Consider the following 26,960-nt stretch of genomic DNA (forward strand, 5'->3'; position numbering starts at 1 on the left):
AACCGAGTTTAGAACTCAGATTTCAGTGTCTTTTTTAGCCGTTATGGTGAATAAAAAGTGAAAGCAGGTAACAAATCTCATCTTCTGGAATTAAGATTGAGTATTTTTCTTCAAGTGGTTTAACTAATTGTTGCAATGTTTGATATTCTTGCTGATAAAGGGTTTGAAAACTTGTTTTCTCTGGAAAAGGCTCTAAGGCAGCCCCCGATATTAACCGATCAATCAAGCAAGAAATATGAAAAATAGACCCAAAAACAACTTTAACATTTAAATTAATTTCCATTGTATCTGCAACAGTTTGGATAAACAATTTAGTATCTTGGACAATAGTGTCACTATCGACATATTTTAAATCTTCTTTTAAGGTCTCACCAATAGTGGCATAGGAAAGCTCGATATCAACAATTTCTTGAATACGAGCAATTGTATTTGTTTGAAATAAATCATAAAGATGAAATTGTGGCAGATCCGTTTCTACTGTTAATGAAGTGACTACACAAATAATCGTATATTGTTGCTGCAATTTTTTGATATGCTCCTCAATACTTTCCGCATGGAGAAGTGTAATCGGTAAAATTTGAATGTAGTCTTCTTGGAATTGGATTTTCTTTTCCAGAATATTTTTCATGAGTTTTGCAGTGCCTTCGCCAGTTAAGCAAATGGTTAGAATAACCGTTTTTTGTTCAGAGTGTCTAATAAAGCTCGGTTCCTTTTCGGCGTAGGGTTGTAAATAGAGACTAACTTGTTTTGTATCTCGATAAATTTCATCAAGAGAATGACCCATAACTGCTTTTCGCGTGGCTTCCAGAACATGTAAGGTACTAACTAATGGGAGTGTTCGGCAACGAATGGCCAACTCTTTTTGAATCTCGTTGCTGATATTATTTAGAGATCCCATATCAACTAAAAATAAACAATCTTCTTTTGTGTTACTTTCAATTAAAAAGGTTTTTAAACGAGCCATAACAGTTGCGGGGCTTTCATCAATCTGCATGTTGATTCCAATGGCATGTTGGACACCTAGTAATGAATTTACCAATGTTGACATTGAAGTTGCAGTGGAAGCTCCATGGGTCATAATAATAACGCGCACAAATTTTTGTTTGGCACTAGGCTCTTCCTCGTTATATACGAAAAACATGGCAATAAAGCCAGCTTCATCCATAGGAATGTCAATATCTAAACTAGCATTTAATAATACAACACATTCTAACGCAACTTTAAAGGCCTCGGGGTGTTTTTTTTTGATTTCAGCTAGTTTTGTATTTTCTAGATGTTCACCACTTCGCACGCGAGTATAGGTTGTATAAATATGAACCACCAATGCATGCTTGACCTTTGTTGAAATTTTAGTTTTTAACAATTTTTCACTTAATTCTAGCATTAATTGACTGGCTTCTAAAACACTGACTGGAACAATATTTTTAAGTTGCTGGAAATCAACGGGCTTATCAATCACCGTTGAAAATTGTTGAAAGTATTCTTCAATATTGGTATCAATAATTTTGGCTAGTGCCTCTTGATTTATTTCTAAGTGTTGCATTTCTTGAGAAGTTGAGTCAATCAGCTGATAGACGGATTGGACCGGTTTATTTTCTTGTAGCAATTTAACTTTATTTGTACCATTAAAAGTTAAGTATTTACCATGAAGTTGACTTAGTTTTGTCCAAATATCTCGAGTCTCAACTTGTAAGTAAAGTCCATTTAAGACATGGGTTGGGAGTTCTGGGCTATGAATAATTAGCTCTTTTTTGTGGGCAACAATGAAATCTGCATAAACTTTAGCACAAGCGAGTTGAATATCATTTTTTAGTTGTCCAATATTATTCGGGCAATTATAGGACAATAAAGCACGCATTGAATTTTGTGAAACTTTAATTGGAATGCCTAAACGATCGGCTTCCTGATTAAAAAATAAAGTGATTAAGCTTGCTCGTTCTTCAATGGTTCGTTCTAGGAGATTTGGAATTTTGATGACCATTGGAATCCGGCGCTGAAAAGTTTTTAATAAGGCTGATTCAGGTGCTTCAGTTGTAGCTGCAAGAATCTGAACTTCAGCTGAGCGTTCAGAATTCGATTCACCTAAACGTCTATAAAGCCCTCGATCAATAAAAGTAAAAAACATTTCCTGGCCTTCTGGTGGAAGTCGGTGGATTTCATCTAAAAAAAGCATACCACCATTGGCTTCTTCAATTAACCCTTTTTTTTCCTCGGTTGCTCCAGTATAGGCATTTTTAGCAACACCAAAAAGCTGCCCCATAAGTAGTTGTGGGTTGTTGGCATAATCAGAACAGTTAAAGTGAATGAAGGGATAATGTTTAGTTGTTTTTTTTACGGAGCACGCATATTCATAAATTAAATTGGCAAACATTGATTTTCCAACACCAGTTTCACCATAAAAAAGCATATTTAATCCTTTAGGTGGATATAAAATAGCCGCTCTAGCTTGTTCAATCATCATTTGTAAAGATGGATTATCAAAAGAAAATTTTTCTAGTTGAGCAACTTTAACTAATGGAAAGTAAAGGACCGGTTTGCCAATTTCTTTTGTTGCACGTCCTTCTGCCACCAATTGATTTAAATCAGAACTAACATTTGCTCTAGTCAGACCTAAGCTTTCAGCAATTTCTTGTGTGCTTAGTCCAGTATTTCCTGCACTTTTTTCTAATTCTTGTAAAATAAGTTCAATTCGTCTCATCACTATCTCCCCCTATTGATTGAAAACGCTTTAAATAAAGTATACCGAAATAAAATCAGATAAGCAAAGTGAATCTGTTTCTATGTGTTTTATTGCAAAGAACAATGTGACTAACTTGTGAAACAGTATTATTTTTTGTCTGGTTAAAAGCTACTATACCAATGTTTATGTGTATTGGCATGAGAATTGCTTTTAAATAAAGTATAACCGAAAAGTTAGCTCTTTTGAGCTACCCGTCTCAACGAGCTTTTATACGAGGCTAGCTCTTATGAGCCAACTCTTCGAGAAAAAGATAAAAATTCGAGATGGCAAAAAACGCCATATCAATTTTTCCTATTTTCTTGCCAGAGCTACCCGTCTCAACGAGCTTTTATACGAAATAAAGGAGGACTGAATTACTATGGAAGAGCATTTAGAAAATGAAGAGATTATTATGTCTTTAATTATGAATGGTGGAAATGCAAGAAGTTTAGCGATGTCAGCAATCGAGTCTGCTAGTGCGGGTGATTTTGAAAAAGCCAAAAATGATTTAAAGGAAGGAGGTGCAGCAATCAGCCAAGCACATCAAACTCAAACTGAGCTAATCCAAGAAGAAATCAGGGGGAATGGGACAAAAATCTCGTTATTAATGGTACATGCTCAAGATCACATGATGAATGCTATGACAGTCATGGATATGGCAGAACAATTTATTCGCTTGTATGAAGAAAATGCAAAGTTAAAGGAATTGGTGACAAAATGATAAAAATTACGCTCGCATGTGCTGCAGGAATGTCCACGAGTTTATTAGTCAGTAAGATGGAAAAATATGCTTTAGCAAATGAAATTGACGTGGAAATTATTGCTGTACCCGAAAAACAATTTGAAAAATATGCGGATTCTACCGATATTTTATTGCTTGGACCACAAGTTTCGTTTTTATTAAAGAAATGCAAGGCAGCCTATGAACCTAAAGGGATAAAAGTAGCCGCGATTCCAGTTGTTGATTATGGTCGTATGAACGGTGAAAAAGTTCTGAAATTAGCCTTGTCGTTGTAACTTGATTTTATGAATCGGAGGGAAAATAATGGATAAATTTTTAGATGTACTACAAGAAAAAATGGGACCAATTGCGTATAAATTAGATTCAAATCGTTATTTATCAGCTATTAAAACTGGTTTTTTTGGTGCTATGCCGATTTTAATTATTGGATCAGTATTTCTACTATTTGCTAACTTGCCAATTCCTGGTTACGCTGATTTCATGGCCTCAATAATGGGCGAAAACTGGACGACTTACTTTATGGTTCCGTATGATATGACCATGAATATTATGACAATTTTTGTTGTATTTGGAATTGCAAAAGATCTAGCTCATCACTATAAAGTGGATGATTTAGCAGCTGTCGTAATTGCAGTTGTTGCCTTCTTTATTCTTACACCAACGATTGCTGATACAGGTGGCGCAAATGGAATACCTACATCTAATTTAGGTGCTAGTGGTCTATTTGTTGGGATGATTACAGCTATTTTAGCCGTTGAAATTTCAAGATGGGTGGAGCAACGTGGGTGGACAATTAAAATGCCCGATTCAGTTCCTTCAAATGTAGCCCGTTCTTTTACTGCACTTATTCCTGCATTTTTCGTGATAGTTATTTTTGATTTAATTCGAATTGGATTTAGTTTCACAGCCTATGATACTGCCCAAGCATTTATCTTTCAGATTCTTCAAACACCGCTAACAGCATTAGGTAGTTCATTACCAGCAACCATTGTGGTCTTGCTTTTTGAAGGTTTACTTTGGTCATTTGGTATTCATGGATCAAATATTGTTGGTGCAGTAATGCAACCAATTTGGTTATCTTTAACTGCAGACAACGCAGCTGCTTTTAGTGCTCATGAAGCCTTACCACATATTGTCAACTATCAATTTTATTCTAACTTTATTAAAGTAGGTGGTGCAGGTGGTACATTAGGTTTAGCTATTCTATGTGTCTTTGTGGCCAAATCAGCTCAATTCAAAACACTTGGAAAACTAGCTATTGCCCCTGGAATTTTTAATATTAACGAACCACTTATTTTTGGGATTCCAATTGTATTAAATCCTGTAATGATGATTCCATTTATTATTACACCCGTCGTCTTAGTAATTGTTGCCTATTTTGCCATGGCAACAGGATTGGTTGATTTTACCAACGGGACCAATTTACCTTGGACAACGCCACCAATCGTCTCTGGTTTCTTATTAAATGGTTGGCGAGGGGCTCTGTTACAAGTTGTTCAAATTGGTTTAAGTATGGCTATCTACTTCCCGTTCTTTAAGCTAGAAGATAATAAAGCTTACCAGTTAGAATTAGAGGGTGCTCATGAGAATCAAACGCCCGAAGAAGCACTCGCTTAAATAAAGAAAAAGCATGAAAACAAGTTGAATTCTTGTTTCATGCTTTTTTATTTAGTCTTTTCCATAATAAGAATAAGGATCGGTTGTTTTTCGCTCTGCTCCATTGAAAATAAAGCCAACAAGATTGGCACCAACTGTCCTTAACAGATCAACGGCTTTATCCACAGCATCTTTATAGGCAACATCATTACGAACAACTAGTATGGTACCATCCACCTTAGTTGCCATAATTTGCGCATCCGTTACGGCTACAGTAGGCGGTAAATCGAAAATGATCAGATCAAAGTTTTTCTGAAACAATTTGATTAAGCGGTCCATCCCATTGGAGCTTAAAAGTTCAGAAGGATTTGTTGGTGTCGGTCCACTAGTAATTAAAAATAAATTCTCTATTTTGCTGCGATGAATCACTTCTTCAACAGATAAATTTGGATTGTTAAGCAAACTAGTTAAGCCTTTTGTGTTTGGTTTTTTGAACACACGATGGATACTCGGTCTCCGTAAATCAGCATCTATTAGCAAAACCCGGTGTTTTTGATCCGCAAATACTGTTGCTAAATTTGCTGAAACAGTTGATTTTCCTTCTCCTGGACCTGAAGAAGTTACCCCAATAGTTTTTAAATTCATTCCATTTTCAGAAAATTGTAGGTTGGATCGAATCGTTCTAAACTGTTCAGAGATAATTGAATTTGGATACAAAGATGTTATTAACTTAGGTGCTTTAACAACTCGAGTCTGTTTTTTTGAACGAAAATTTAGCATAATATATTCTCCTATTTCTTAAATCTTGTTGAACGGGTTAGGGCTAGATTAGAGGATTGTTGACCTGCTCCATCTTCGACAATAACGCTAAGTGTACCTAAATGAGTTAAATCAAGATGATTGATTAAATATGTTTCATCTCGTACTTTTAAATTTAAGAATTCTAATAAGAACGAAAATCCAATCCCCATCATTAATCCAATAATTGTCCCAATCAAAATATTTAGTGTTTTATTTGGTCCAACTGGCTGTAAATTAACTTCGGCAGATGAGATAGAATGAACATTATCAATCCGCATAAGCTCACCGATTTTTTCCTGAAAGACGTCTGAAATTAAGTTAGCTAATGTAGCTGCTCGTTTTGCATCGGAATCAATAATTTTTATGGCGAAAACTTTAGAATTAGGCTGTGTTTCAATCGTAATCTTGCTGGCAATTGCTTGAGTAGACAGAGGTGTCTCGAGTCTTTTTTGGACTTCATTTAGAATAATAGGTCCTTTTAAAATATCTTTATAGGTACTAATCATTTGAATATCTGTTTGTAAGTCGTTGAATTGATTAGCAGTTTGTTCGTCACTTTTTATTGGATTGACTAGTAGTTGATTGCTAGCGGTATAGGTTGGTGTAATAAAATAAAAACTAAAAATAAAAGCACAGAGCGCACCTAGTAAAGTTGTTCCCAAAATTAAAAAAAACCTTTTTCTTAACAGGTTAATTATTTCAATCAAACTAATTGTTTCTTCCATAGAATCCCCCTATTTAAACATCGTTTTAAACTTTTCGAAAACGATTAATCCAAAAGATACCATGCTTTAGTTAGAAAATACATTTATAAAAAGTCCGTTTATCTAGTAAAAAAAAATAATGCTTATCTAGTTGTTTAGAAAGGTAGGTATGGTAATGAAATCATATGCAAAAAAGATATTTTTTAAGAATAAGTACTTTTAATAGAAAAAATAAAACTTGACGAATGACGGCGTTTACATAAAATCGAGGTATTTAATTAATAATGTACAGTTTTAATAATGAAAAGACTAGACAATTAACTTAGTTAGTGTTAAAATTTGTTGTAATCGATTTCATGCTATTTTATAAAAGGCCTTTTATAAAATGAAAAAACAATTGGGAGGTTGTAAAATGAATGGTTTTATTGATAAATTAGGAGAAAAAATTATGCCTGTTGCTAGTAAGCTTGGGCAGAATAAATATTTGACTGTTTTACGTGATGCATTTATGTTGTCATTTCCAATAACAATGTTTGGGTCAATTGTTGTGGTTCTAAATAATTTACCTTTTTTTAATGATGCAACGAAAGGAACATTAAATCACTTATTTAGTAATGGGCAAAGTGCAACAATGGGAATTATGTCTATTTTTGTAACATTTGGGATAGGATATTATTTAAGTAAAAGCTATGAAGTAGAAGCTATTTTTGGTGGTGCAGTTGCGTTATCTTCATTTTTAATACTCACACCCTTTTTTATGATCTTAGAAAATGGCGAAGAAGTTAGTGGCGTGTTGGCTTTAGACCGCTTAGGTGCCAAAGGGATGTTTATTGGTATGTTAGCTGCCTTTATCGCAACTGAAATATATGTGCGTTTTGTCAAAAAAGGACTTGTTATCAAAATGCCTGACGGTGTTCCTCCTGCAGTGGCTCGTTCATTTGCAGCAATGATTCCTGCAATTTTAACCTTAACAATTTTTGCCTTATTAAATGCTTTTGTTATTGGTGTTTTTAATACGAATTTACATGATGTTGTTTATGAAGTTATCCAAAAACCATTAGTTGGATTAGGAAGCGGATTACCAGCAACGTTGATTGCGCTATTTTTTGTACAATTTCTATGGTTCTTTGGACTACACGGTCAGATTTTAGTCAATTCCGTAATGGATCCAATCTGGAACACATTGATGTTGGATAACTTAGAAGCCTATAAAGCTGGGCAACCATTGCCACACATTATTACAAAACCTTTTATGGAAATTTTTACAGTTGGTATGGGTGGTTCGGGGATGACATTAATGGTGGTAATTTTAATGGCCTTCTTTATGAAGAGCCGCCAGTTAAAAGATGTTGGGCGGTTAGCCTTAGGACCGGGTATTTTTAACGTTAACGAACCAGTTATTTTTGGGATGCCAATGGTGCTAAATGCAGCGATTTTTATTCCTTGGATTATTACACCGTTAATTGTAACAACCTTCAATTACCTTGTGATGGCAGCTGGTATTGTGCCAGCTCCAACAGGTGTTTCTGTGCCGTGGACAGTTCCAATTTTCATCAATGGGATACTGGCAACGAACTCAATTTTAGGTGGGGTCTTACAATTGGTTGATATCGCTATTGTTGGGGTTCTATGGTTCCCATTCCTGAAATTAATTGATCGTAGCAATCTAAAGCAAACGCTTTAAAAGAAGGAAATTTATGGTTGTATGTCAACTGGTGTTGATGGAACTTTGTAAAGAGAATAAAAGTCAGTTTATTTAAGCAGCTTGAGAAGAACTCTCAAGCTGCTTTTTAAGTTGTATACAAGCTGATAAAATTCATCTTTTTTAGAAAGAAATTAAATTAAAGGACATATAAATAGAAGTTTAAAGTCATTGAAGTGACAGCACTAACTGCTTTTAGACTAGGATCTGTTAAATTTCTTTTAATATCTCTATAAATGAATCAAATGTAGGTGTATTTAGAATGATTTTTTGACTATCTTCTCGATCAATAAACTCTAATAGCAAGTCATAAATATCGCCGGTATCTTCATAGTCCTCTTTCTTTATAGCAAATAAAAAAATGAAATGAACCTTTTCACCGTTTCCCCAATCAATACCATTTGGCATTATGGCTACAGCGACTTTTGATTTAATAGAAGTTAGTGACATCGGATGAGGAATAGCAAGAACACGATTAATATTTGTTTGACTAATTTTTTCTCTAATCCAAACACTTTCATAAAAGTCATCAGGAACAATACCTTGCAATTTCAGTGGCTCAATCATTTTCTGGAGGAGTTCTTTTTTTGATTGGACTGAAGGGTTGTAAAGGAAAAAATCCTTAGAAAATAAGTCGAAAATAGTAGACGTTTGGGTCTTTATTTTCTCCATAAAAGGCTCTACTTTTTCAATCTCTTTATCCAATTGCCCCATATGAATATAGACAGAAGGAGTCTCCATTTTTTCTAAAGGAACGGTGGTAATGACGAAATCAATTTCAGTTAAATCGTACTGTTGCAATTCAATATAGGAAAGGCGGTCTACAATGTCGATTTTGTCTTGATAACGTTTGTTGATTTTTGCTTCAATAATTCTACTCATGGTGCGGCCTGTGCCACAAATAAGAATAACGCGATGTTTTCTATGATTGATAGTAGCACTGCGTTCAATGGCACCTGCAATATGCAAAGCAATGTAGCCAATTTCATCTTCTGAAAAATATAATCCATAGTGCATTCCAATTGTTTCTAGGTGCGTCAAACATAAATCAAAAGCCAACGGAAAGGAGTTTTTGATGGTGTCCAGTAATGGATTGCTACGACCAGTTTCAATTAGATTCATATTAATAAAGCCTTCTACATGAGAAGTTAAATCTTTTATCAAAGTAACATCTTCCCGCCAATCATAATTCGCTGTTTTTTGAATGATTTCTAAAAGTTCTGCAACGATTTCATGGGCAATCGTACTGGATTGTTCGACTTCTTTCTCAGTTTCCACTAATCTTGGCGCATTTATGGATAAGCAATAATTAAAATAATTACGCTCTTCTTTCGTTAATTTTAACTCAAAAGAATGTTCAATTTTGGTTAAGAATTGATTCATTATAACTTGTGCATTTTTTTTTAAAACTGGGATACGAACTGGGAAAGTAGTTAACGTTTTATTGTCTACTATTCTACTTAGAGCCAATGCAAAATTGGACAGAATGGTTTTATGATAGTAATCAGAATCTAAAAGTTCTAATGCTGCAAGAGATTCAAGTTCTAGGGCTTGCAATAACTCCAAATCAATTGTATCAAATAATGAAAGTTCCATTTCTGTAAAGCCGACTAAATATTCTTGTAAATCTTTCACAATCAGTAACTCGTTGATCGCTTTTCTTTTAGAAAATTCATGGCCAATAATTTCAAATCCTATATTCGGTCTGTTGACGATTTTGAGTCCATAGGGGATGAGAGCATCTCGAATAGATTTTAAATAGGAATAAAATGTATTTTTGCTTACAAATAGTTGTTCTAAAAAACGATCTAAAGAGACTGGTTGCGCTGCTTTAAATAAAGTAAACAATAAAAATGATTGCCGTTCTTCAAGTGAGGTTAGGTTAAAATCATTTGAAGTTAAACTGTCATTTCTCCAAGTCGTAAAAGCCTTTTGATTTTGAATATCAAGAGAATATCCTTTTCCCCGTAATAAGGAAACGGTAGCGCCTACATTTTTTAACGTATCGTTTAAATTATTTATATCTGTTCGAATTGTGCGATCGGATACGGAAAAAGTAGAAGTAAGTTCTTTCATAGAAATAGAGTCAGAATGCTTGAGTAGCATTTCTAAAATATCATCGAGCCTTTGATAAGATAATTTGGACATAATAATTTCTCCTTTCCGTCGTATGTAAGTTCAAGTCTATCATACATGATTTTTATAAATATTGGAATGAAGCTATTTCCGAACTTTTTCCAGTAAATCTGGAAGTGTTTTTGGAAAGTTAACTTTCAATCGATTTCCATTTGAAATGGAAATTGGAAGTGTTTACATTGTTTGGTAAATCCATTAAATTTAATGTATTGAAACAAAGAAAGGAGGTCATAAGAATGGACTTCACAGAAGAAAACATTCTTTTGGATGTTGTTGTTGCCTCGCAAAGCGAGTTATTCAAATCAGTTGCAAGATATGCAGAAAAGTTAGGATTTGTAAAAGATGTGGAAAAAGTATATGAAGCATTTGTAGAAAGAGAAAGTGAGTATTCTACTGGTTTACAGGATGGATTTGCTATTCCTCATGCGAAATCTCCCTATGTATTAGCGCCAACTGTCTTGTTCATTCGTTTAGAAAATGAACTTGAATGGGAGACCTTTGATGAATCTAGAGTGAAAAATATTTTTGCTTTGCTTGTCCCAAAAGAAGATGAAGGGACTCTTCATTTAGAAATGCTGAGTCGATTAGCAACTGCTTTAATGGAAGATGAATTTATCAGTCAGGTTCAAAAAAATACGAATAAAGATCAATTAGTTACAGTAATTAAAAATGAAATGATTGGAGAGTCTACGTTATGAAAATAGTCGGAATTTCAGCATGTCCAGCGGGATTAGCTCATACGCCAATGGCTGCTAAAGCACTAGAAAAAGCAGGAAAAAAATTAGGTTATGATGTAAAAATAGAACAACAAGGATCATTGGGACAAGTCAACAAGATTAGTCAACAGGAAGCAAATGAAGCCGATTTTGTTTTATTAGCAACAGATCAAAAAGTAATTGGACTTGAACGATTTGATGGGAAACCGCAATTGCGTGTGAGTATTAATACGTGCATTAAGGCTCCAGAAGCTGTTCTTAAAAAATGTATTGAAGCCGTTAAAGAAAGACAAACAGCAAATTAATGAAAAGGGGAAAATAAATAATGAAAAAGAAGTTACAGGAAATTAAAGGCCACTTAATGAGTGGGATTAGTTTTGTTCTTCCATTGATTATTGGTGCATCATTAGTTGTCGCTATTCCTAAAATGATTGCTTTAGGTATGGGAATTACAAGTCTAGATCCTTATGCCGATGCAGAAGGTTTTAAACATATCCTTTACGCGATTGAGCAAGTTGGTTGGGTCGGAATCGGACTTATTAATACAGTATTAGCAGGGTTTATTGCTTATTCAATTGGAGACAAAGCAGCATTAGGTGCAGGATTTATTGGTGGGGCAGTGGCAACAAATACCAATGCAGGTTTTCTTGGTGCCGTAATCGCAGGTTTTTTAGCAGGTTATTTAGTCAAATGGTCTAAAAATCATATTAAATTACCAGAATCCTTTTCTGGCGTAATGCCATTAGTGATTTTGCCTTTAATAGCAACTCTCTCAGTAGCTATTGTAATGGGAGCTTTGTTATCGGAACCTTTAGCTTGGATTAATACAAGTCTTGTAGAATGGATTCGTAACATGATTGCTAACGATGTAAATAAGGTTCTTTTAGCTTTAATTATGGGTGCGATGATTGGCTCAGATCTAGGTGGTCCAGTGAATAAAGCTGCTTGGATGGCAGGAAATGTTTTATTAACTGAAGGTTTATACTTGCCAGCAATTATTGTAAACGTAGCCATTTGTGCAGTTCCTCTAGGTTATGCGCTAGCAACTGTTTTCCATAAGAAACGTTTTAATGCTGAGCTTTTAGATGCTGGTAGAAATAACTTTATCATGGGATTTATTGGGATTACAGAAGGTGCTATTCCATTTACTTTGGTTAGTCCTTTAAAATTAGTGCCGATTAATATGATTGGTGGTGCTCTTGCTTCTGGACTTGGAATTTTGTTAGGTATGTACGATAAAATGCCGCCAGTCGGTGGAATCTACGGCTTCTTTACTGTTGGAAATGGCTGGGCTTATTTAATTGGCCTCTTTGCTGGTGCAGCATTTATTGGATTTGTGGCGCCGCTATTCGTGAATTTCAATAAAGATGAAGAATTAGAAGCACAAGATACGGATTCAATTGATGTAGAGATTAGTTTTGAAAATTAATTAAATAAAAGGGCATTAGCGATGGTTTTCATCCGTTGGCTCATGCCTTTTTCTATCGAATTTTAAATACGTTAGGAGCATATAAATGAAAAAAACAGTACATGTTGTCCCACATAGTCATTGGGATCGAGAATGGTATTTTACAACGAGTAGATCAAAGATTTATTTAATGCACGATTTGAAAAAAGTGTTGGAACAGCTAGAAGGAGAAAATGGATACGATACATTTGTTTTAGATGGGCAGGCGTCTTTGTTAGATGATTATTTAAAATGGCGACCACAAGATAAAAATAGGATTGAAGCGTTAGTGAAAAGCGGGAACTTGATTATTGGCCCTTGGTACACACAAACGGATCAATTAGTTATTTCAGGAGAAAGTATTGTTCGGAATATGCAGTATGGGATGCAGGTCTCTGAAGAATTTGGACCGTATATGAATGTCGGCTATGTGCCAGATTCATTTGGACAAGCTGCTAGTATGCCTCAAATTTATCAAGAATTTGAAATTGAAGATACGATGTTTTGGCGCGGGGTAAGTGATGACGATGTGGAACAAACAGAATTTAAATGGCGTGGCGAAGACGGATCTGTAGTAACGGCATTTCAAATTCCTAGTGGGTATTATATTGGCGGAGCGATTCCAGAAGAAAAAGAAGCATTAGCTAAATTTTTACACGAAGAGCCTTTTAAAACAACCTGGAAAAGAAGTTCAACAAATCAAGTTTATTTTCCTAATGGATTTGACCAAGCTCCCGCTCGTGAAAATTTACCTCAGTTAGTCAAAGAAATGAATGAATTATACAAAGGAGAGTACGAACTACATTTTTCTACAATTGAGCGCTACATTCAAGCTGTGAAGAATCAACATCCTGAACTTGAAGAAATTGCTGGTGAGTTAATTAATGGAAAGTTAATGCGTATTCATAAAACAATTTTCTCTTCTCGTCCAGATTTAAAAGCGTTAAATACGCAAGTTCAAAATTATTTAGTAAATGTATTGGAACCTATTTTAACAATTTCAATGAAACTGGGATTTGATTACCCTGTTGAAACAATCAAAGAAGTTTGGAAACTAATGTTCGAGAATGCAGCGCATGATTCAATTGGTTCTTGTGTATCGGATACAACGAATGAAGACGTCTATATGCGTTATAAACAAGCGCGTGATATTGCTATGAATTTATCTGAGTTAACGATGCGAGAAATAGCCACGCAGATACATCAACCAGAGGAAAGAGAAATAAGTTTGACGATTTTCAATCCTTACGCTAAAAAACGAAATGAAGTTATTGAAGCGGAAGTTTATCTTCCTCAAGAAACTTTTTCTATTTTAGATGCAAATGGCGCGCCACTTGAATACACGATTTTAGCTATGGAAGATCAGACAGCCTATGTGTTGAATCAAGGGAATATTTTAAATCCAACGAAAGAGAGTTACCTGCCTAAAAAAGTCTATAAAGCTAAAATTGCCTTTCAAAGTTCAGTGATACCAAGTATGGGCTATACTCAACTGACGATTGATTTAGCCGGCGATAGTTATACTAAGTTTGCTACAAAAGAGACGAATCAAATTGAGAATGAATTCTATCAAATCACGGTAAATGAAGACGGATCATTTGATATTTTGGAGAAAGCTACTGATACAGTGTATAAAAAACAAGGAATTATTGAAGAAAACGGAGACAATGGAGATTCATTTAACTATTCGCCACCAGAAAAAGATTTGGTCATTCAATCTACAGAATTCTCTCCGATAATTAACGTAAAAGAATCCGATATCTTTAAATCAATTGCTGTTCATTTTACAATGATGGTTCCAGCAGATTTAATCGAACGTGAAAAAGGTATAAGAAGTAAAGAACTTCCATTGAGTTTAAGGGTAGCATTAAAGAAAAATTCAGAAATTATCGATTTTACTTTCCAAGTAGATAATCGTTTAGTAGACAGTCACCGTGTTTGTGTGCTATTTGATACGGGTATTCAGTCGAAATTCTCCACTGCAGACCAGCAATTTGGGACAATTAAAAGACCAGTTGTTTTTGAAAAAGAAATGGCTTTATGGAATGCACATAAAGAAAAATGGAACGAGATGCCAATTGCTATCGAAACTTGTCAAAGCTTTGTCAGTCTATTTAATGAAGAGCATGGGCTTGCAGTCATACCAAAAGGCGTAAGAGAATACGAAATCATTGGAGAAGACTTTGATACGATTCGTTTAACGCTTTTTAGAACCTATGGCTTTATGGGGAAAGAAGATTTATTGTATCGTCCAGGTAGAGCGTCAGGGGAAACTGTCATTGAAACTCCAGATGCACAATGCCATAAAGTGATGACCTTTGAGTTCTCTGCGTATTATTTTTCGGATTCATTCAATCAAGCGGCCGTTGCAAATAAAGCCAAAAAAGCAACGAGCCCCTTACAAGTGTATCAATATGCAGAGTTTTTAAACTCTAGACTCATTTTTACATTAGGTGATGAACCCAAAGAGTTGCCGACCCATTATAGTTTATTTGAAATTAAGGGGGATCTGACGTTAAGTATTGTGAAAAAGGCAGAGAACCGACCGGGTTATATTATTCGCTTGTATAACGGCCATGTTAACGAAACTTTAAACACAGAAGTTGTATTCAATCATCCTGTTCAATTAGTAGAACAAGTGAATTTAAAAGAAAAGCGGAAACGAGAGTTGTCTATTTCAGACCAAAAAGTACTACTAGAGGATATTTCTCATGCTAAATTTATTACGTTATATGTAGAATAATTAGTCAGAAGTATTTTTTATACTGAATTATGTTGAAACGACAGGTAGATGAGATAAATAAAAATAAATTGGCTGGTAAGTCTAGGGACGGGTTCCTAAAACTTATCAGCCAATTTTTTAATGAAAATAGGACAATCAAATGGAATTGAAAATTTGTTAGCCACATTTTGTTATTTTGCTAAGTCGTGTACAACAGGTTTAAAATTAGTCAAAATAGTAATGAATAGAGTACTAATACCAATAGATAGAATAACGAAAGCTGTTTCTAGCAAACCAAAAGTAATATAGTTGAAAAAAATAATGATTAAATTTGTTAAAAGTAGTCCTTTTGAAATTGATAAACGAAAATATTTATTGAAAATAATAGGTGGAATCGTGATTCCTCCATTAGATGCTCCAACAGAATAAAGTGAGTATACTCCTAAGCTGAATAATAAGCTCCCAATAATTAAGGAAATAAAATGAGACGATAGTAAGGCAAACATAGGCACGAACCCCAATATAATTGGAAACAATAAACTTCCTATGACAGATTTGATGAAAACTAGCTTACCCAAAAATAATGCCGCCATTACTAGCATAGTTAAGTTAATGGACCAGACTGTTAACGAACGATTGATTGAAAAATTAATTTCTACTAAGTGTCCAATCGAGCCTACTCCTGCAGCTGCAATGTCGTGGGGTAATAAGAACCAGTTTAGTCCGATACTAATAAAAATGAGTCCTAACAGAATCATAGGCGTTTTCTTTATTTCTTTAATCATAATATGTTCACCTACCAAAATAATTTTGTTAAGTATATCACACGAAAAACATAGTTACAACTTATATTAATTATAATTTTATTCGAATCTACACTGAGCCAAGGAGAGTGGAATGCCAAGGATTATGTTAAATTATTCTAGCAAAAAGTACATGAAACAATAGTTAGGATAGATGTGAGCTTTATTTTCTTAGTTAACTTATGGGGAATGTATTCTTAATACATAATCTTATTTTTGATTTCTAGTTTTTTTGTTCTAATTTATCTTATCTTTTTTGTGCGGGTTTAAAGCAATTTTAACCTGATTTTGTTATACTAGAAAAAGAGCTTTATAAGTAGAAGGAGCGAAATGATTATGTGGACATTACCATCAGATATCAGTGAGGCAGCTAAATTAAAATTAGAGGAGCATTCATCTGTTTTAGTTAGCTATGTGAGAGAGTTAAATGAACTTGATGCACTCACACTGTTTAAAAAGGGGGCTAAGAAGTATACTGGTCAACGTATTTTTTGGCAAAATCCATCTAAAACAGTGACACTAGCAGGTATCGGTTGTACAGAGCGTTATAGCTCAAAAGCTGGAAATGAAAGTTATACTGAATTAAATCAGTTTAAAGATAAATTGAAAAAGCAAACAGTTAGTAATGAAATAATTTTAGGGACTGGGGCATTATTGATTGGTGGTTTTAGCTTTGATAGTCTGGCGAAAGCAGATGCAAATTGGGAAGAATTTCAAGATGCTTATTTTTCATTACCAACGTATTTACTTACAACTACAGCGGAAAAAAGTTATATAACCTTTAATTTTTATGTAACACAAGCAGATTTGATAGAAAAGCCACTTAGAATAATGAAACAATGGGAAGAACTTTTAGCGACACCATTTGTGACTGAGACTGAAATAGCGGCAATTACGAAAAAAGAAGAACTAGCAACGGATTCATGGTTAGCGGCTGTCTCTGAAACGGTTGATGCAATCAAGGCATCAAAAGAGTTGAATAAGGTTGTTTTATCAAGGCAGATGTTGTTAACTCATGAAACAGATGTGGCCATTGAGGCTGTTTTAGAAAAGTTAAAAAAAACACAACAAAATAGTTATTTCTTCGTAGTGGAAAATGGAGAAAAAACATTTTTAGGTGCAACTCCTGAGCGATTATTATCTGCTGAAGGAAATAAATTTTATTCTGCTTGTGTAGCTGGTTCTGCAAAACGTGGCGCAACTTTTGCGGAAGACCAAGCGATTGGCGATCGTTTATTGGCCGACCATAAAAACGTTCATGAACATCAATTAGTTGTCGAAATGATTCGTCATACTATGGAAGGTTTTACAACAGATTTAGCCATTTCAGGTGGACCAACTTTATTAAAAAATCGAGATATTCAACACTTGTTTTTAACATTGGCTGGAACAAAAAAAGAACATTTTTCATTTTTAGAGGCAGTGAAAGGGATGCATCCTACACCGGCACTAGGTGGAGTACCAACAGATTTAGCGTTAGAAGTTATTCGTCAAAAGGAACCTTACAATCGAGGTTTTTATGGTGCACCAATTGGTTGGGTTGATAGTTCTGATCAAGGAGAATTTGCAGTCGGAATTCGTTCAGCATTAATTATGGGACAGCAAAGTTTGTTGTTTGCAGGTTGCGGAATTGTAGCCGGTTCCGACCCAACTGAAGAGTTAAATGAAACGGCAATTAAATTTCAACCAATGTTACGAGCTTTAGGAGGAATGGAAAATGAATGAAAAAAATCAAGCACTAACAGATTATTTAGTTACATTTGTTGAAGAATTAGTTCAAGCCGGTGTTAAAGAGGCAGTAATTAGCCCAGGTTCACGTTCAACACCTTTGGCACTATTGATGGCAGAACATCCAACATTGAAAGTTTATGTTGATATTGATGAACGTTCTGCTGGTTTTTTTGCGTTAGGGATTGCCAAAGCCTCTAAAAATCCTGTTGTTTTATTGTGTACGTCTGGAACAGCAGCTGCGAACTATTTTCCAGCTGTTGCTGAAGCCAATTTATCTAGTATTCCATTAATTGTTTTAACTGCCGATCGTCCACCTGAACTTCGAGGTGTAGGAGCTCCACAAGCAATGGAACAAGTCCGTTTGTATGGAGAACACGTGAAAAGTTTTGTTGATATGGCCTTGCCAGAAAACTCGCTAGAAATGTTGCGCTATGCAAAATGGCATGGAAGTAAAACAGTCGATATTGCCATGACAGTCCCTCGTGGACCTGTGCATTTGAATTTTCCTTTACGTGAACCTTTAGTACCAATCTTAGATCCATCGCCTTTTACTCGTCAAAATATAAATGAGCATGTGCATATTTATTATTCTCATAAAGTGATTCCGACTGGAACAATTGATAAAATTATTGAAGCTTGTGCAGGCAAAAAAGGGTTAATTATTGCCGGGCCATTAGCAAAAAAAGAGTTTCCAGCGAAGTTAGCTGCATTTGCTAAACAAATTGGTTGGCCGATTGTAGCTGATCCTTTGTCAGGACTACGTACCTATGGTGGCATAGACAATACGGTTATTGATCAGTATGATGCTTTTTTAAGAAATCCACTTGAAGTCACCGACTTGGTCCCAGAAGTCATCATTCGTTTTGGCGCTATGCCTGTTTCGAAATCTTTAATGAAATGGGTAGAATCTTTTGCTGGAATTCCTTACTACTTAGTTGATCCAGGTGAGGAATGGAAAGATCCAATGAAGGCAGCGACTGATTTAATCCATTGCGAGGAACATTTTTTAGTAGATGAATTTACTGAGCGATTTACACAGGTAACAGACTCAAGCTGGTTGACTAGTTGGCAAACGGTCAATCAATTGACAGCGGAAATCGTACAACAGAGCATTGATGTTGCTGAGTCAATTGATGAAGGGGAACTGATTCATTTATTACGTAAGCATTTACCTAACAAATCGGGTTTATTTATTGGCAATAGCATGCCGATTCGTGACGTAGATACTTTTTTTGCTAAAACAGAAAAAGAGTTAACTTTACTAGCCAACCGTGGTGCTAACGGAATTGACGGCGTCATCTCGACGGCGTTAGGTTGCGGAACGTTCATTCAACCGATGTATTTAGTTATTGGTGATTTATCTTTTTACCATGATATGAATGGGCTGCTAATGGCTCAAAAATATGGAATTAACTTAACGATTCTAGTTGTAAATAATAATGGTGGCGGTATTTTTTCTTTCTTGCCACAAGCAGATTTACCAAAATACTTTGAAACGTTATTTGGCACAGAGCTAAATTTAGATTTTGCAAAAGTGGCAGATCTATACAGCGGGGGCTATCAACAAGTTTCTGATGGCGAACAATTACATGAAGCTTTAGATCATGCTCATTTTCATAAAGGCTTAGATATTATTGAAATTAAAACCAATCGCTACGAAAATGTAGCTGTTCACCAAGAACTTTTTGCTAATGTTACAGAAGAATTAAAGGCATCAAAGCGATGAAAATACAAATTCGTGGAGTTGAATATAGCTATACGGTTAAAGAAGGTACTGATTCAAAACGGATTCCATGGCTAATGCTTCATGGCTTTACTGGTACCAAAGCAACCTTTTCAGAGGTTACAGAGGCTTTAGTCACTGAGACGATCATTAGCTTAGATTTGGTTGGACATGGTGAGACAGCTTACCATGTCGCTGAAAAACGTTATTCTATGGAAGAGCAAATCTTAGATATTGCTCTTTTTTTGGAAGAATTAAAGCTTCCTAAAGTTTTGCTTTTAGGCTATTCAATGGGGGGACGAGTTGCGCTCGGTTTTGCAGCTAACTATCCAGATAAAGTGAATAAACTCATTCTAGAAAGTAGTTCACCAGGTCTTAAAACTAATCGGGAACAAGAGATGCGTCGAGAGCACGATGCTAAATTAGCCAAGAGCATCATAAAAGATGGTTTAACTAAATTTGTTGAAAGTTGGGAGAACCTGCCACTATTTGCAACTCAAAAAAAATTATCTACCGAAATTAAAAGTCGAATTAGAGATGAACGTTTAAGTCAGAATCCGATTGGATTAGCTATCAGTCTCGAACAATTAGGCACTGGAAGCCAACCTAGTTATTGGCAAGAATTAAAACAGATCCAGTTCCCAGTCTATTTATTGATTGGGGAAGCAGATCTAAAATTTAAACAACTAGCTGAAGAAATGGGGACACTTTTTCCGCATTCTAAACTAGTTGAATTTGCTGGAGCAGGACATGCTCCGCACATAGAACAGCCGATGCTCTTTGCTAAATGCTTACAAGAAATTGCGGATAATCAGTTGTAAGGAAGGTGTGAGTTTGACATGGAAATAGTTAAAGTGACGCTTTATCATATTGAATTGCCACTATTAACACCATTTATCACAAGTTATGGGGCAATTAAAACAAAAGCTTTTTATTTAATTGAGGTCGAAAACAAATTAGGCAATAAAGGCTATGGAGAACTTGAAGCTTTTGAGATTCCTGATTATACAGAAGAAACGCGGGAAACGGCTGGCTTAATCCTTGTAAATCACTTATTGCCTCTTATAAAGGGTGTCATCATCGAACATCCACAAGAGGTAAGAGCATTGTTGGCACCCATTCGAGGCAATGAAATGGCAAAAGCAGCACTTGAAACAGCTATCTGGGATCTATATGGAAAAGAGCAAAATCAGTCTATTCAGCACTTAATCGGAGCGAATCGCTTGCGTATTCCAGTTGGAGTTAGCATCGGTATTCAACCGTCGATTGAAGTTTTACTACAATTAGTCGAGGGGTATGTTGCAACCGGCTATCAACGAGTTAAGTTAAAAATTAAACCGGGGTTTGATCAAGAACCTATTGCCGCAGTTCGAAAAGCATTTCCAGAGTTAACTTTAATGGCAGATGCAAATTCAGCCTATACAAAGGAAGATTTACCTTTGCTTAAAGCTTTAGATAAGTATGATTTAGCTATGATTGAACAACCTTTTGGCTTTCGAGATTTTGTTGATCATGCATGGGCACAAAGTCAACTGAAAACGAGAGTATGTTTAGATGAGAATATCCGCTGTTTAGGCGATGTTCAATTAGCTCACCAATTAGGCAGTTGCCAGAGTATAAATTTAAAAATATCCCGTGTTGGTGGGTTACAGGAAGCTTTAGAAATTGTGGATTATTGTCAGTCTCATGATATACTCGTGTGGTGTGGAGGGATGTTAGAAGCAGGAATCGGAAGAGCATTTAATTTAGCCTTATCTTCTCGGGATGAATTTTCTTTTCCGGGAGATATTTCTGCCTCAAATCGCTATTTCGCTGAAGATATTATCAAGACAACTTTTGATTTAGTCGAAGGAGAAATAACTGTTCCTTCTGGCGATGGAATTGGAGTTGAAGTCGATTGGCAAGTAGTGAATAACTATTGCCTAAAACAAACAGATTACGTACTAATAGATTAATTTTTAAGCATAGAGGGGATAATAAAGTGTAAAAACTTCTGTTTATTCTCTGTATGCTATTTTTATTTAATTTTTTAAGTAACAGAGAAGCATAAGCTTGTGAAAATAAAAAATCGAGATGAATCATTGTTCATCATCGAGCAAAAGAGTTTTGATGAAATAATTAAATAACTAACAACAATAAAAATAGGTTGTAACCGTTTTTATTGTTGTTGCTTTGCGGTTTTGTACTTGCTATAATGACGATGCAAGATGAGAATGGACTAAAAAAATATAGGGGGCGTTTTAAAATGAGTAAGATTGTGTTAATAGGAGCAAACCATGCGGGGATTGCAGCTTCAAATACGATTCTAGATAATTATCCAGAAAATGAACTCGTTATCTTTGATCGAAATACGAATTTAAGTTATCTTGGTTGTGGAACAGCCTTATGGGTAGGTAGACAAATTGAAACACCGGATCAATTATTTTATACATCGAAAGATGCTTTTGTTGAGAAGAAAGCCAAAGTTCATATGGAAACTACTATTACAAAAGTAGATTTTACTGATAAAAAAGTTTATGCGGTAGATACGGCGAATAATGAAATTTGTGAATCATACGACAAACTAATTTTAGCGACTGGTTCTGTACCCATCAAACCAGCAATACCAGGAATAGAACTAGAAAATGTTCAATTTGTTAAATTATTCCAAGACGGACAAGCGGCAGATTTGGCATTGAATGATCCAGCTATTGAAAATGTAGCCGTTATTGGAGCGGGTTATATAGGTGTTGAAATGGCAGAAGCTGCGAAGCGCCGTGGAAAAAATGTGCGTTTATTTGATATTGATACAACGAGCTTAGCGGGTTACTATGATCCTTGGTTTACAGAAGACATGGATAAAAACTTAATGGACAATGGGATTGAACTAGAATTTGGTCAAAAGGTGTTAGAGCTAAAAGGGACGGATAAAGTCCAAGAAGTTGTTACGGATAAAGGTTCTTATGCAGCTGATTTAGTTTTATTAGCGATTGGGTTTAATCCAAATACAGAACTAGGAAAAGATGCGCTTAAACTTTTCTCGAATGGCGCTTATGAAGTGAACTTGAAGCAAGAAACCAGTTTACCAGATGTTTATGCTGTAGGAGATTGTGCCACTATTTATAGCAATGCTTTAGAGGCAACTACTTATATTGCGTTGGCGACAAATGCGGTTCGTAGCGGAATTGTTGCTGGACATAATGTATGTGGAACGCCTTTAGAATCAATCGGAGTTCAAGGTTCAAATGGAATTTATATTTTTGGCTATAACATGGTTTCAACAGGTTTAAATTTGAAAGCAGCGAAACAAGCTGGATTTGATGTGGCTTATACTGAATTTGAAGACTTGCAAAAACCTGCTTTTATCAAGAAAAATAATGAGGTTAAAATTAGAATTGTTTATGACAAAACCACTCGTCGTATTTTAGGTGCACAGTTGGCTTCCAAAGAAGATATTTCAATGGGAATCCATATGTTCTCGCTAGCGATTGAAGAAAAAGTAACCATTGATAAATTAAAACTATTGGATATTTTCTTCTTACCACACTTCAATCAACCTTATAATTACATTACAATGGCAGCTTTATCTGCTAAATAGAATTAAAATTGACAGGAAGACTGGAATGACCTATGCCAGTCTTTTTTTGCTGGGATCATTGACAGACTGTTGTCTAGTTTACTCTGTTATAATAAAAATGAAAAAGGAATCAGAACAGGAGAGATAGGATATGGCAACGGCATTAAAAGAGGTATACAATAATGAGTTTATTAATCATTTCTCAGCTTTAGTTCAAGAGAAATCAGCTAGTTTTAATGCAACAAAATTTAAACAAGAGGTGTTGAATGAGGACTGGGAGGATTTAAAGTTAAAAGAAAGAATGCGTCGTATTTCTACTGTTTTAGGACGATGCTTAAAAGGTAGTTACTCTGATCAAATTGCCTTATTATTTCAATTGGAACAAGAATGTCAAGGCTTTCCTTATTTGTTTTTCCCTGATTTTGTTGAAGTATACGGGCAAAATGAATCGGATTGGGAGTTATCAATGGAGGCGATTAAACGTTTTACCAAAGGCTCTTCTTCTGAATTTGCTATTCGAACGTTTATAGTGAAAAACCCAATCAAAGTCATGAGCTTGATGAAAGAATGGGCAACAGATGAAAATGAGCATATTCGACGTTTAGCTAGTGAAGGCTGTCGCCCGAGGTTGCCGTGGGGCCAAGCTTTAGGCCTTTTTAAAGTCAATCCCGGTCCAGTATTGGATATTTTAGAATTATTAAAAAATGATGACTCTTTATATGTGCGGAAAAGTGTTGCCAATAATTTAAATGATATTGCAAAAGACAATCCTCAAAAAATAATTGAGCTTGTTAAAGCGTGGCAAGGTCAGAGCCAACAGACAGATTGGATTTTACGTAAAGGCTGTCGAACATTAATAAAACAAGCTGATCCTGAAATTATGCGCTTATTTGGATATCCTGAGGTAGAAAATCAAATTAACATGGCAGAAATTAATAGTCAGCTAAGTGAATTAGAAATGGGGGAAGAATCTGAATTTAGCTACCAATTTACAACAAAGGGTGATTCAGATTTACATGTCCGTATCGAGTATGGCATCTATTTTATTAAGGCTAACGGTAAGGCAACGCGAAAACTATTTTTCTTATCGGAGAAAAATGTTAGTGGGGGTCAGACAATTTCAGGCAGACGCACGCATAAATGGAAAGATTTAACGACTAGAAAGCATTATGCTGGGGAGCATAGGGTTGTTTTACTATTAAATGGAGTTGAGTTTGCTGAAACAAGTCTGTTTTTGAAAGGTTAGAAAGAAAAGTTGCTAAGTTCCAGGCTTAGTAACTTTTTTTGCTAAATTAATCAAGGATAAGAGAAGTTACTTACTATTTGTAAATAAAAGTGGTATAATCAATAAAAAGAGGTGAAGGAAATGAATGAGGAGTTGATGGATAAAGCAACGAGCCAAAAATGTACGCAGGTAGAACATGTTTTTTCGATTTTAGATAAGAAGTGGATGGGGTTAATTGTGGAGGTATTGTTAGAAGGTCCGCAGCGCTATAAAGATATAGCTGCAAAAATCCCAACTATTAGTGATCGAATCCTTGTTGAACGATTAAAAGAGTTAGCAGATAATGATATTCTAGTTCGGGATGTTTATCCAGATTCACAGGTACGGGTTGAGTATAGTTTAACGGAGAAGGGCTATAGCTTAAAAAATGTAATGAGTGAAGTTCATATTTGGGCAGATAAATGGATGGATTAATGGGGAGTCAAGGTTGTTTAAATGGTATAAATAAAAACCATGACAGAAATGTCATGGTTTTTTGATGGTTCGTTAGAATTAGCTTAAAACATAAAACGTTCTTCTGAACAGCCTAAAGCATTTAATTTTTCGAAATATTTAGGTTTCCATTTACCAGCTTCGTCTTTTACAAAGGCAAACAGTGATTTTTTTGGTGCTAATAGATGCATTTCTCCAGCTTCTAAAGCTAGTTTTACATCCATGATATCACCTTTTTTATTGACAATTCGGATGGAACAATCTTCAGCATCGGGGGTGCTTTGTAGTTCGGCTTCATCAAGTAAACGTTCACTCCATATAAAGTCTAAAATTTCTTTTCTGATTTGTTCATCCATGATGAGTTCGCTCCATTTCGTTAATTGTTAATAGGATTTATTTGTATTTTTATTCACAAAAGTAGATAAAAAAAAGTATTTCTAACTATAAAGTAAGTATAAGATAAAAGTCATTAAAGTATTACTATCCTATATTCTACACAAAAAACAAAAAAAAGCTAGCTTTTTTTGTTTTTTTTTAGAAAAAAATTTACTGTTTTTAGTTGTTTAAAGGTTCAAAATCGATTATTCTTATTTTTTAAAAGATATCTCATTGTTATATAATAATAGAAGAAGCCATCAAAAATAAATTTTTTTGATGGCTTCAAAGTCATTAATTAGTTGAAAAACAATTTGTGAAGAAAATATTACAAGACAGCTTTAGCTAACGCTTGTTGAATTTCGACAATATGACGATCTTTAGAAAAGGTTAACGTAGCAGCAGGTTCTAATGCAGAGGAAATAAAAATGTGTAATTCTGCATCTAAATCAAAGTGACCAGTTGTTTCAACAGTAAAGCGACTGATGCTACGATAAGGGTAACTTTTATAAGATGTTTTCTTTCCTGTCACACCTTGTTTATCAATAATAATTAAGCGTTTTTCAGTGAAAATAACCATGTCTCTAACTAATTTATAAGCAAGTTCGATATCTTCGGTAGGCAATAAAACATCCGCTAATTTTTTTCGTACATCATTGATATTTGCATCACTAGCATTGTTGATTAAACCGCTAAATAATCCCATATTGGCACGTCCTTTTCTTTTTGTAGTTTCTATTCTCTATTTTAATGAATTCTAATCAAAAGTACAAGAGTAGTTATCTTTTATTGAGTTAGAAAACAATTTGTCATTTAATTGATTACTATCGCATTTATTTCTGTTATAATCAATGAATAGTTATTGAGAATGATTCTCAAACAGATGATAATAAATCTAATTTAGGAAAGAAAAGCAGGTGGTACTTTGGAAGCTGTAAAAGCAACTGGGATTACAATGCAGTATGAAAAAAAGCGAGTGATTGAAGATTTAGATATTGTTTTGCCCTTAGGTAAAATTACAGCCTTGATTGGACCGAATGGCAGCTGTAAGTCAACACTATTAAAGGGTGTCACACGTTACTTAAAACCAGTAGCTGGTGAATTTTTTGTAAAAGAAAAATTGGTTCAGGAATATGATCCAAAAGAGATGGCAAAATTAGTCGCAATGTTGCCTCAAAATCCATTAGCTCCAAGTGATATTACAGTCTTAGACTTAGTTAAATATGGTCGTTTCCCTCATCAAAACACATTTGGTCGCTTCACTAAAGAAGATCAGATGCAAGTTGATTGGGCTTTAAAGGAAACAGAGTTAGAAGAATTGAAAAATGAACCTGTTGAATCTTTATCTGGTGGGCAGCGGCAAAGAGTCTGGATTGCAATGACGTTAGCACAAAATAGTGATATTTTATTATTAGACGAGCCAACAACTTTTTTAGATTTGGCTCATCAATTAGATATCCTAAAATTATTAACACGCTTAAATAAAGAAATGGGAAAAACAATTATCATGGTTATTCATGATTTAAATATGGCTGCTAGATTTGCTGATTACATGGTTTGTCTAAGCGATGGAAAGTTGTTATATCAAGGTGAAACTGCGGATGTATTCACTCATGAAATGCTAGTAGAAGTCTTTCAAATCGATGCAGAAATTACAACAGACAAACGAACTGGAAAACCAATGATGTTATCTTACGATACGATGTAAAGTGGAGAGGGAGAAGAATGTGAGACTGAATGTAAAAGGCTTGGTTCATAGAACCCTCTTAA

At 34.9% G+C, this 26,960-nt stretch carries 23 protein-coding genes; 16 read left to right on the top strand and 7 right to left on the bottom strand.

The genetic code is table 11. The features are described 5' to 3' along the window. Positions 1-34: 34 nt before the first annotated feature. Positions 35-2,698 carry a sigma-54-dependent transcriptional regulator gene (locus BR77_RS13210; protein ID WP_035065329.1) on the bottom strand — a complete coding sequence of 888 codons (2,664 nt, stop codon included), beginning with the start codon at positions 2,696-2,698 and terminating at the stop codon, positions 35-37. Between the two features lie 400 nt (positions 2,699-3,098). Between BR77_RS13210 and BR77_RS13215 the strand changes: the two genes are divergently transcribed. The 3 genes from BR77_RS13215 to celB (BR77_RS13225) are packed head-to-tail and all read left to right on the top strand — an operon-like array spanning position 3,099 to position 5,078. After that, the gene (locus BR77_RS13215) at positions 3,099-3,440 is read left to right on the top strand and encodes a PTS lactose/cellobiose transporter subunit IIA (protein ID WP_010052725.1); all 342 of its coding nucleotides are present in this window, start codon (positions 3,099-3,101) and stop codon (positions 3,438-3,440) included. Next, positions 3,437-3,736 (top strand): PTS sugar transporter subunit IIB, encoded by a 300-nt coding sequence (locus BR77_RS13220; protein ID WP_010052726.1) that lies wholly within the window; start codon positions 3,437-3,439, stop codon positions 3,734-3,736. The genes BR77_RS13215 and BR77_RS13220 overlap by 4 nt, the downstream gene beginning before the upstream one ends. A 28-nt stretch (positions 3,737-3,764) precedes the next feature. After that, on the top strand, positions 3,765-5,078 hold the full coding sequence (gene celB, locus BR77_RS13225; protein WP_035065332.1) for a PTS cellobiose transporter subunit IIC: 1,314 nt from the start codon (positions 3,765-3,767) through the stop codon (positions 5,076-5,078). A gap of 51 nt (positions 5,079-5,129) precedes the next feature. Here the strand turns inward: celB (BR77_RS13225) and BR77_RS13230 are convergent, their stop codons facing one another. Both BR77_RS13230 and BR77_RS13235 read right to left on the bottom strand, forming a co-directional pair. After that, positions 5,130-5,837, bottom strand: a complete 708-nt coding sequence (locus tag BR77_RS13230; RefSeq protein ID WP_015077538.1) for a CpsD/CapB family tyrosine-protein kinase — start codon at positions 5,835-5,837, stop codon at positions 5,130-5,132. 11 nt (positions 5,838-5,848) lie between these two features. After that, positions 5,849-6,583, bottom strand: coding sequence for a YveK family protein (locus BR77_RS13235; protein ID WP_016356642.1), 735 nt, complete (start codon positions 6,581-6,583; stop codon positions 5,849-5,851). Positions 6,584-6,974: 391 nt separating this feature from the next. Here BR77_RS13235 and celB (BR77_RS13240) point away from each other — a divergent pair, with 391 nt between their 5' ends. Then, positions 6,975-8,246 carry a PTS cellobiose transporter subunit IIC gene (gene celB, locus BR77_RS13240; RefSeq protein WP_015077536.1) on the top strand — a complete coding sequence of 424 codons (1,272 nt, stop codon included), beginning with the start codon at positions 6,975-6,977 and terminating at the stop codon, positions 8,244-8,246. A gap of 228 nt (positions 8,247-8,474) precedes the next feature. Here celB (BR77_RS13240) and BR77_RS13245 read toward each other — a convergent pair whose 3' ends face one another. Further along, positions 8,475-10,412 carry a BglG family transcription antiterminator gene (locus tag BR77_RS13245; RefSeq protein ID WP_015077535.1) on the bottom strand — a complete coding sequence of 646 codons (1,938 nt, stop codon included), beginning with the start codon at positions 10,410-10,412 and terminating at the stop codon, positions 8,475-8,477. Between the two features lie 224 nt (positions 10,413-10,636). Between BR77_RS13245 and BR77_RS13250 the strand changes: the two genes are divergently transcribed. From BR77_RS13250 to mngB, 4 genes are all read left to right on the top strand, one after another. Further along, positions 10,637-11,098: a PTS sugar transporter subunit IIA gene (locus BR77_RS13250; RefSeq protein WP_010052735.1), complete on the top strand. Its 462-nt coding sequence runs from the start codon at positions 10,637-10,639 to the stop codon at positions 11,096-11,098. After that, the gene (locus BR77_RS13255; RefSeq protein ID WP_015077534.1) at positions 11,095-11,421 is read left to right on the top strand and encodes a PTS fructose transporter subunit IIB; all 327 of its coding nucleotides are present in this window, start codon (positions 11,095-11,097) and stop codon (positions 11,419-11,421) included. Before BR77_RS13250 ends, BR77_RS13255 begins: the two co-directional genes overlap by 4 nt. 20 nt (positions 11,422-11,441) lie before the next feature. Beyond that, the gene (locus BR77_RS13260) at positions 11,442-12,545 is read left to right on the top strand and encodes a PTS fructose transporter subunit IIC (RefSeq protein WP_015077533.1); all 1,104 of its coding nucleotides are present in this window, start codon (positions 11,442-11,444) and stop codon (positions 12,543-12,545) included. 85 nt (positions 12,546-12,630) lie between these two features. Continuing rightward, positions 12,631-15,306 (top strand): mannosylglycerate hydrolase, encoded by a 2,676-nt coding sequence (gene mngB, locus BR77_RS13265; RefSeq protein WP_015077532.1) that lies wholly within the window; start codon positions 12,631-12,633, stop codon positions 15,304-15,306. Positions 15,307-15,476: 170 nt separating this feature from the next. Here the strand turns inward: mngB and BR77_RS13270 are convergent, their stop codons facing one another. After that, entirely contained in the window at positions 15,477-16,070 is a 594-nt protein-coding gene (locus tag BR77_RS13270) for a YitT family protein (protein ID WP_010052742.1), read from the bottom strand. Between the two features lie 354 nt (positions 16,071-16,424). Here BR77_RS13270 and BR77_RS13275 point away from each other — a divergent pair, with 354 nt between their 5' ends. The 7 genes from BR77_RS13275 to BR77_RS13305 all read left to right on the top strand — a co-directional run bounded on the left by BR77_RS13275 (position 16,425) and on the right by BR77_RS13305 (position 24,797). Next, positions 16,425-17,813, top strand: a complete 1,389-nt coding sequence (locus tag BR77_RS13275; protein ID WP_016356641.1) for an isochorismate synthase — start codon at positions 16,425-16,427, stop codon at positions 17,811-17,813. Next, on the top strand, positions 17,806-19,545 hold the full coding sequence (gene menD, locus BR77_RS13280) for a 2-succinyl-5-enolpyruvyl-6-hydroxy-3-cyclohexene-1-carboxylic-acid synthase (RefSeq protein WP_015077529.1): 1,740 nt from the start codon (positions 17,806-17,808) through the stop codon (positions 19,543-19,545). The genes BR77_RS13275 and menD overlap by 8 nt, the downstream gene beginning before the upstream one ends. Continuing rightward, on the top strand, positions 19,542-20,363 hold the full coding sequence (menH, locus tag BR77_RS13285) for a 2-succinyl-6-hydroxy-2,4-cyclohexadiene-1-carboxylate synthase (protein WP_015077528.1): 822 nt from the start codon (positions 19,542-19,544) through the stop codon (positions 20,361-20,363). Before menD ends, menH begins: the two co-directional genes overlap by 4 nt. Positions 20,364-20,381: 18 nt before the next feature. Further along, a complete protein-coding gene (gene menC / locus BR77_RS13290; RefSeq protein WP_015077527.1) occupies positions 20,382-21,497 on the top strand; it encodes an o-succinylbenzoate synthase in 1,116 nt (371 codons plus the stop codon). A 290-nt stretch (positions 21,498-21,787) separates the two neighbouring features. After that, positions 21,788-23,119 carry a H2O-forming NADH oxidase gene (nox, locus tag BR77_RS13295; protein WP_015077526.1) on the top strand — a complete coding sequence of 444 codons (1,332 nt, stop codon included), beginning with the start codon at positions 21,788-21,790 and terminating at the stop codon, positions 23,117-23,119. A gap of 130 nt (positions 23,120-23,249) precedes the next feature. After that, positions 23,250-24,344, top strand: coding sequence for a DNA alkylation repair protein (locus tag BR77_RS13300; protein WP_015077525.1), 1,095 nt, complete (start codon positions 23,250-23,252; stop codon positions 24,342-24,344). Between the two features lie 120 nt (positions 24,345-24,464). Beyond that, positions 24,465-24,797, top strand: coding sequence for a winged helix-turn-helix transcriptional regulator (locus BR77_RS13305; protein ID WP_015077524.1), 333 nt, complete (start codon positions 24,465-24,467; stop codon positions 24,795-24,797). An 83-nt stretch (positions 24,798-24,880) separates the two neighbouring features. Here the strand turns inward: BR77_RS13305 and BR77_RS13310 are convergent, their stop codons facing one another. Further along, on the bottom strand, positions 24,881-25,171 hold the full coding sequence (locus tag BR77_RS13310) for a hypothetical protein (protein WP_010052753.1): 291 nt from the start codon (positions 25,169-25,171) through the stop codon (positions 24,881-24,883). A 347-nt stretch (positions 25,172-25,518) separates the two neighbouring features. Beyond that, positions 25,519-25,896 carry a PH domain-containing protein gene (locus BR77_RS13315; protein WP_010052755.1) on the bottom strand — a complete coding sequence of 126 codons (378 nt, stop codon included), beginning with the start codon at positions 25,894-25,896 and terminating at the stop codon, positions 25,519-25,521. Positions 25,897-26,115: 219 nt separating this feature from the next. On the opposite strand from BR77_RS13315, the gene BR77_RS13320 reads away from it, so the two are divergent. After that, the gene (locus BR77_RS13320) at positions 26,116-26,898 is read left to right on the top strand and encodes an ABC transporter ATP-binding protein (protein ID WP_015077523.1); all 783 of its coding nucleotides are present in this window, start codon (positions 26,116-26,118) and stop codon (positions 26,896-26,898) included. The last annotated feature ends 62 nt before the right edge of the window (positions 26,899-26,960 follow it).

Origin of the sequence: Carnobacterium maltaromaticum DSM 20342 (genome assembly GCF_000744945.1) — a bacterium.
GTDB lineage: Bacteria > Bacillota > Bacilli > Lactobacillales > Carnobacteriaceae > Carnobacterium > Carnobacterium maltaromaticum.

Coding starts and splice junctions, on each gene's coding strand:
- BR77_RS13305 (WP_015077524.1), top strand. CDS start 24,465: ATGAATGAGGAGTTGATGGATAAAGCAACGAGCCAAAAATGTACGCAG.
- BR77_RS13255 (WP_015077534.1), top strand. CDS start 11,095: ATGAAAATAGTCGGAATTTCAGCATGTCCAGCGGGATTAGCTCATACG.
- celB (WP_035065332.1), top strand. CDS start 3,765: ATGGATAAATTTTTAGATGTACTACAAGAAAAAATGGGACCAATTGCG.
- BR77_RS13270 (WP_010052742.1), bottom strand. CDS start 16,070: ATGATTAAAGAAATAAAGAAAACGCCTATGATTCTGTTAGGACTCATT.
- BR77_RS13275 (WP_016356641.1), top strand. CDS start 16,425: ATGTGGACATTACCATCAGATATCAGTGAGGCAGCTAAATTAAAATTA.
- menC (WP_015077527.1), top strand. CDS start 20,382: ATGGAAATAGTTAAAGTGACGCTTTATCATATTGAATTGCCACTATTA.
- BR77_RS13220 (WP_010052726.1), top strand. CDS start 3,437: ATGATAAAAATTACGCTCGCATGTGCTGCAGGAATGTCCACGAGTTTA.
- BR77_RS13235 (WP_016356642.1), bottom strand. CDS start 6,583: ATGGAAGAAACAATTAGTTTGATTGAAATAATTAACCTGTTAAGAAAA.
- BR77_RS13215 (WP_010052725.1), top strand. CDS start 3,099: ATGGAAGAGCATTTAGAAAATGAAGAGATTATTATGTCTTTAATTATG.
- BR77_RS13210 (WP_035065329.1), bottom strand. CDS start 2,698: ATGAGACGAATTGAACTTATTTTACAAGAATTAGAAAAAAGTGCAGGA.
- BR77_RS13310 (WP_010052753.1), bottom strand. CDS start 25,171: ATGGATGAACAAATCAGAAAAGAAATTTTAGACTTTATATGGAGTGAA.
- celB (WP_015077536.1), top strand. CDS start 6,975: ATGAATGGTTTTATTGATAAATTAGGAGAAAAAATTATGCCTGTTGCT.
- BR77_RS13260 (WP_015077533.1), top strand. CDS start 11,442: ATGAAAAAGAAGTTACAGGAAATTAAAGGCCACTTAATGAGTGGGATT.
- BR77_RS13315 (WP_010052755.1), bottom strand. CDS start 25,896: ATGGGATTATTTAGCGGTTTAATCAACAATGCTAGTGATGCAAATATC.
- menD (WP_015077529.1), top strand. CDS start 17,806: ATGAATGAAAAAAATCAAGCACTAACAGATTATTTAGTTACATTTGTT.
- mngB (WP_015077532.1), top strand. CDS start 12,631: ATGAAAAAAACAGTACATGTTGTCCCACATAGTCATTGGGATCGAGAA.
- BR77_RS13230 (WP_015077538.1), bottom strand. CDS start 5,837: ATGCTAAATTTTCGTTCAAAAAAACAGACTCGAGTTGTTAAAGCACCT.
- menH (WP_015077528.1), top strand. CDS start 19,542: ATGAAAATACAAATTCGTGGAGTTGAATATAGCTATACGGTTAAAGAA.
- BR77_RS13250 (WP_010052735.1), top strand. CDS start 10,637: ATGGACTTCACAGAAGAAAACATTCTTTTGGATGTTGTTGTTGCCTCG.
- BR77_RS13245 (WP_015077535.1), bottom strand. CDS start 10,412: ATGTCCAAATTATCTTATCAAAGGCTCGATGATATTTTAGAAATGCTA.
- BR77_RS13300 (WP_015077525.1), top strand. CDS start 23,250: ATGGCAACGGCATTAAAAGAGGTATACAATAATGAGTTTATTAATCAT.
- nox (WP_015077526.1), top strand. CDS start 21,788: ATGAGTAAGATTGTGTTAATAGGAGCAAACCATGCGGGGATTGCAGCT.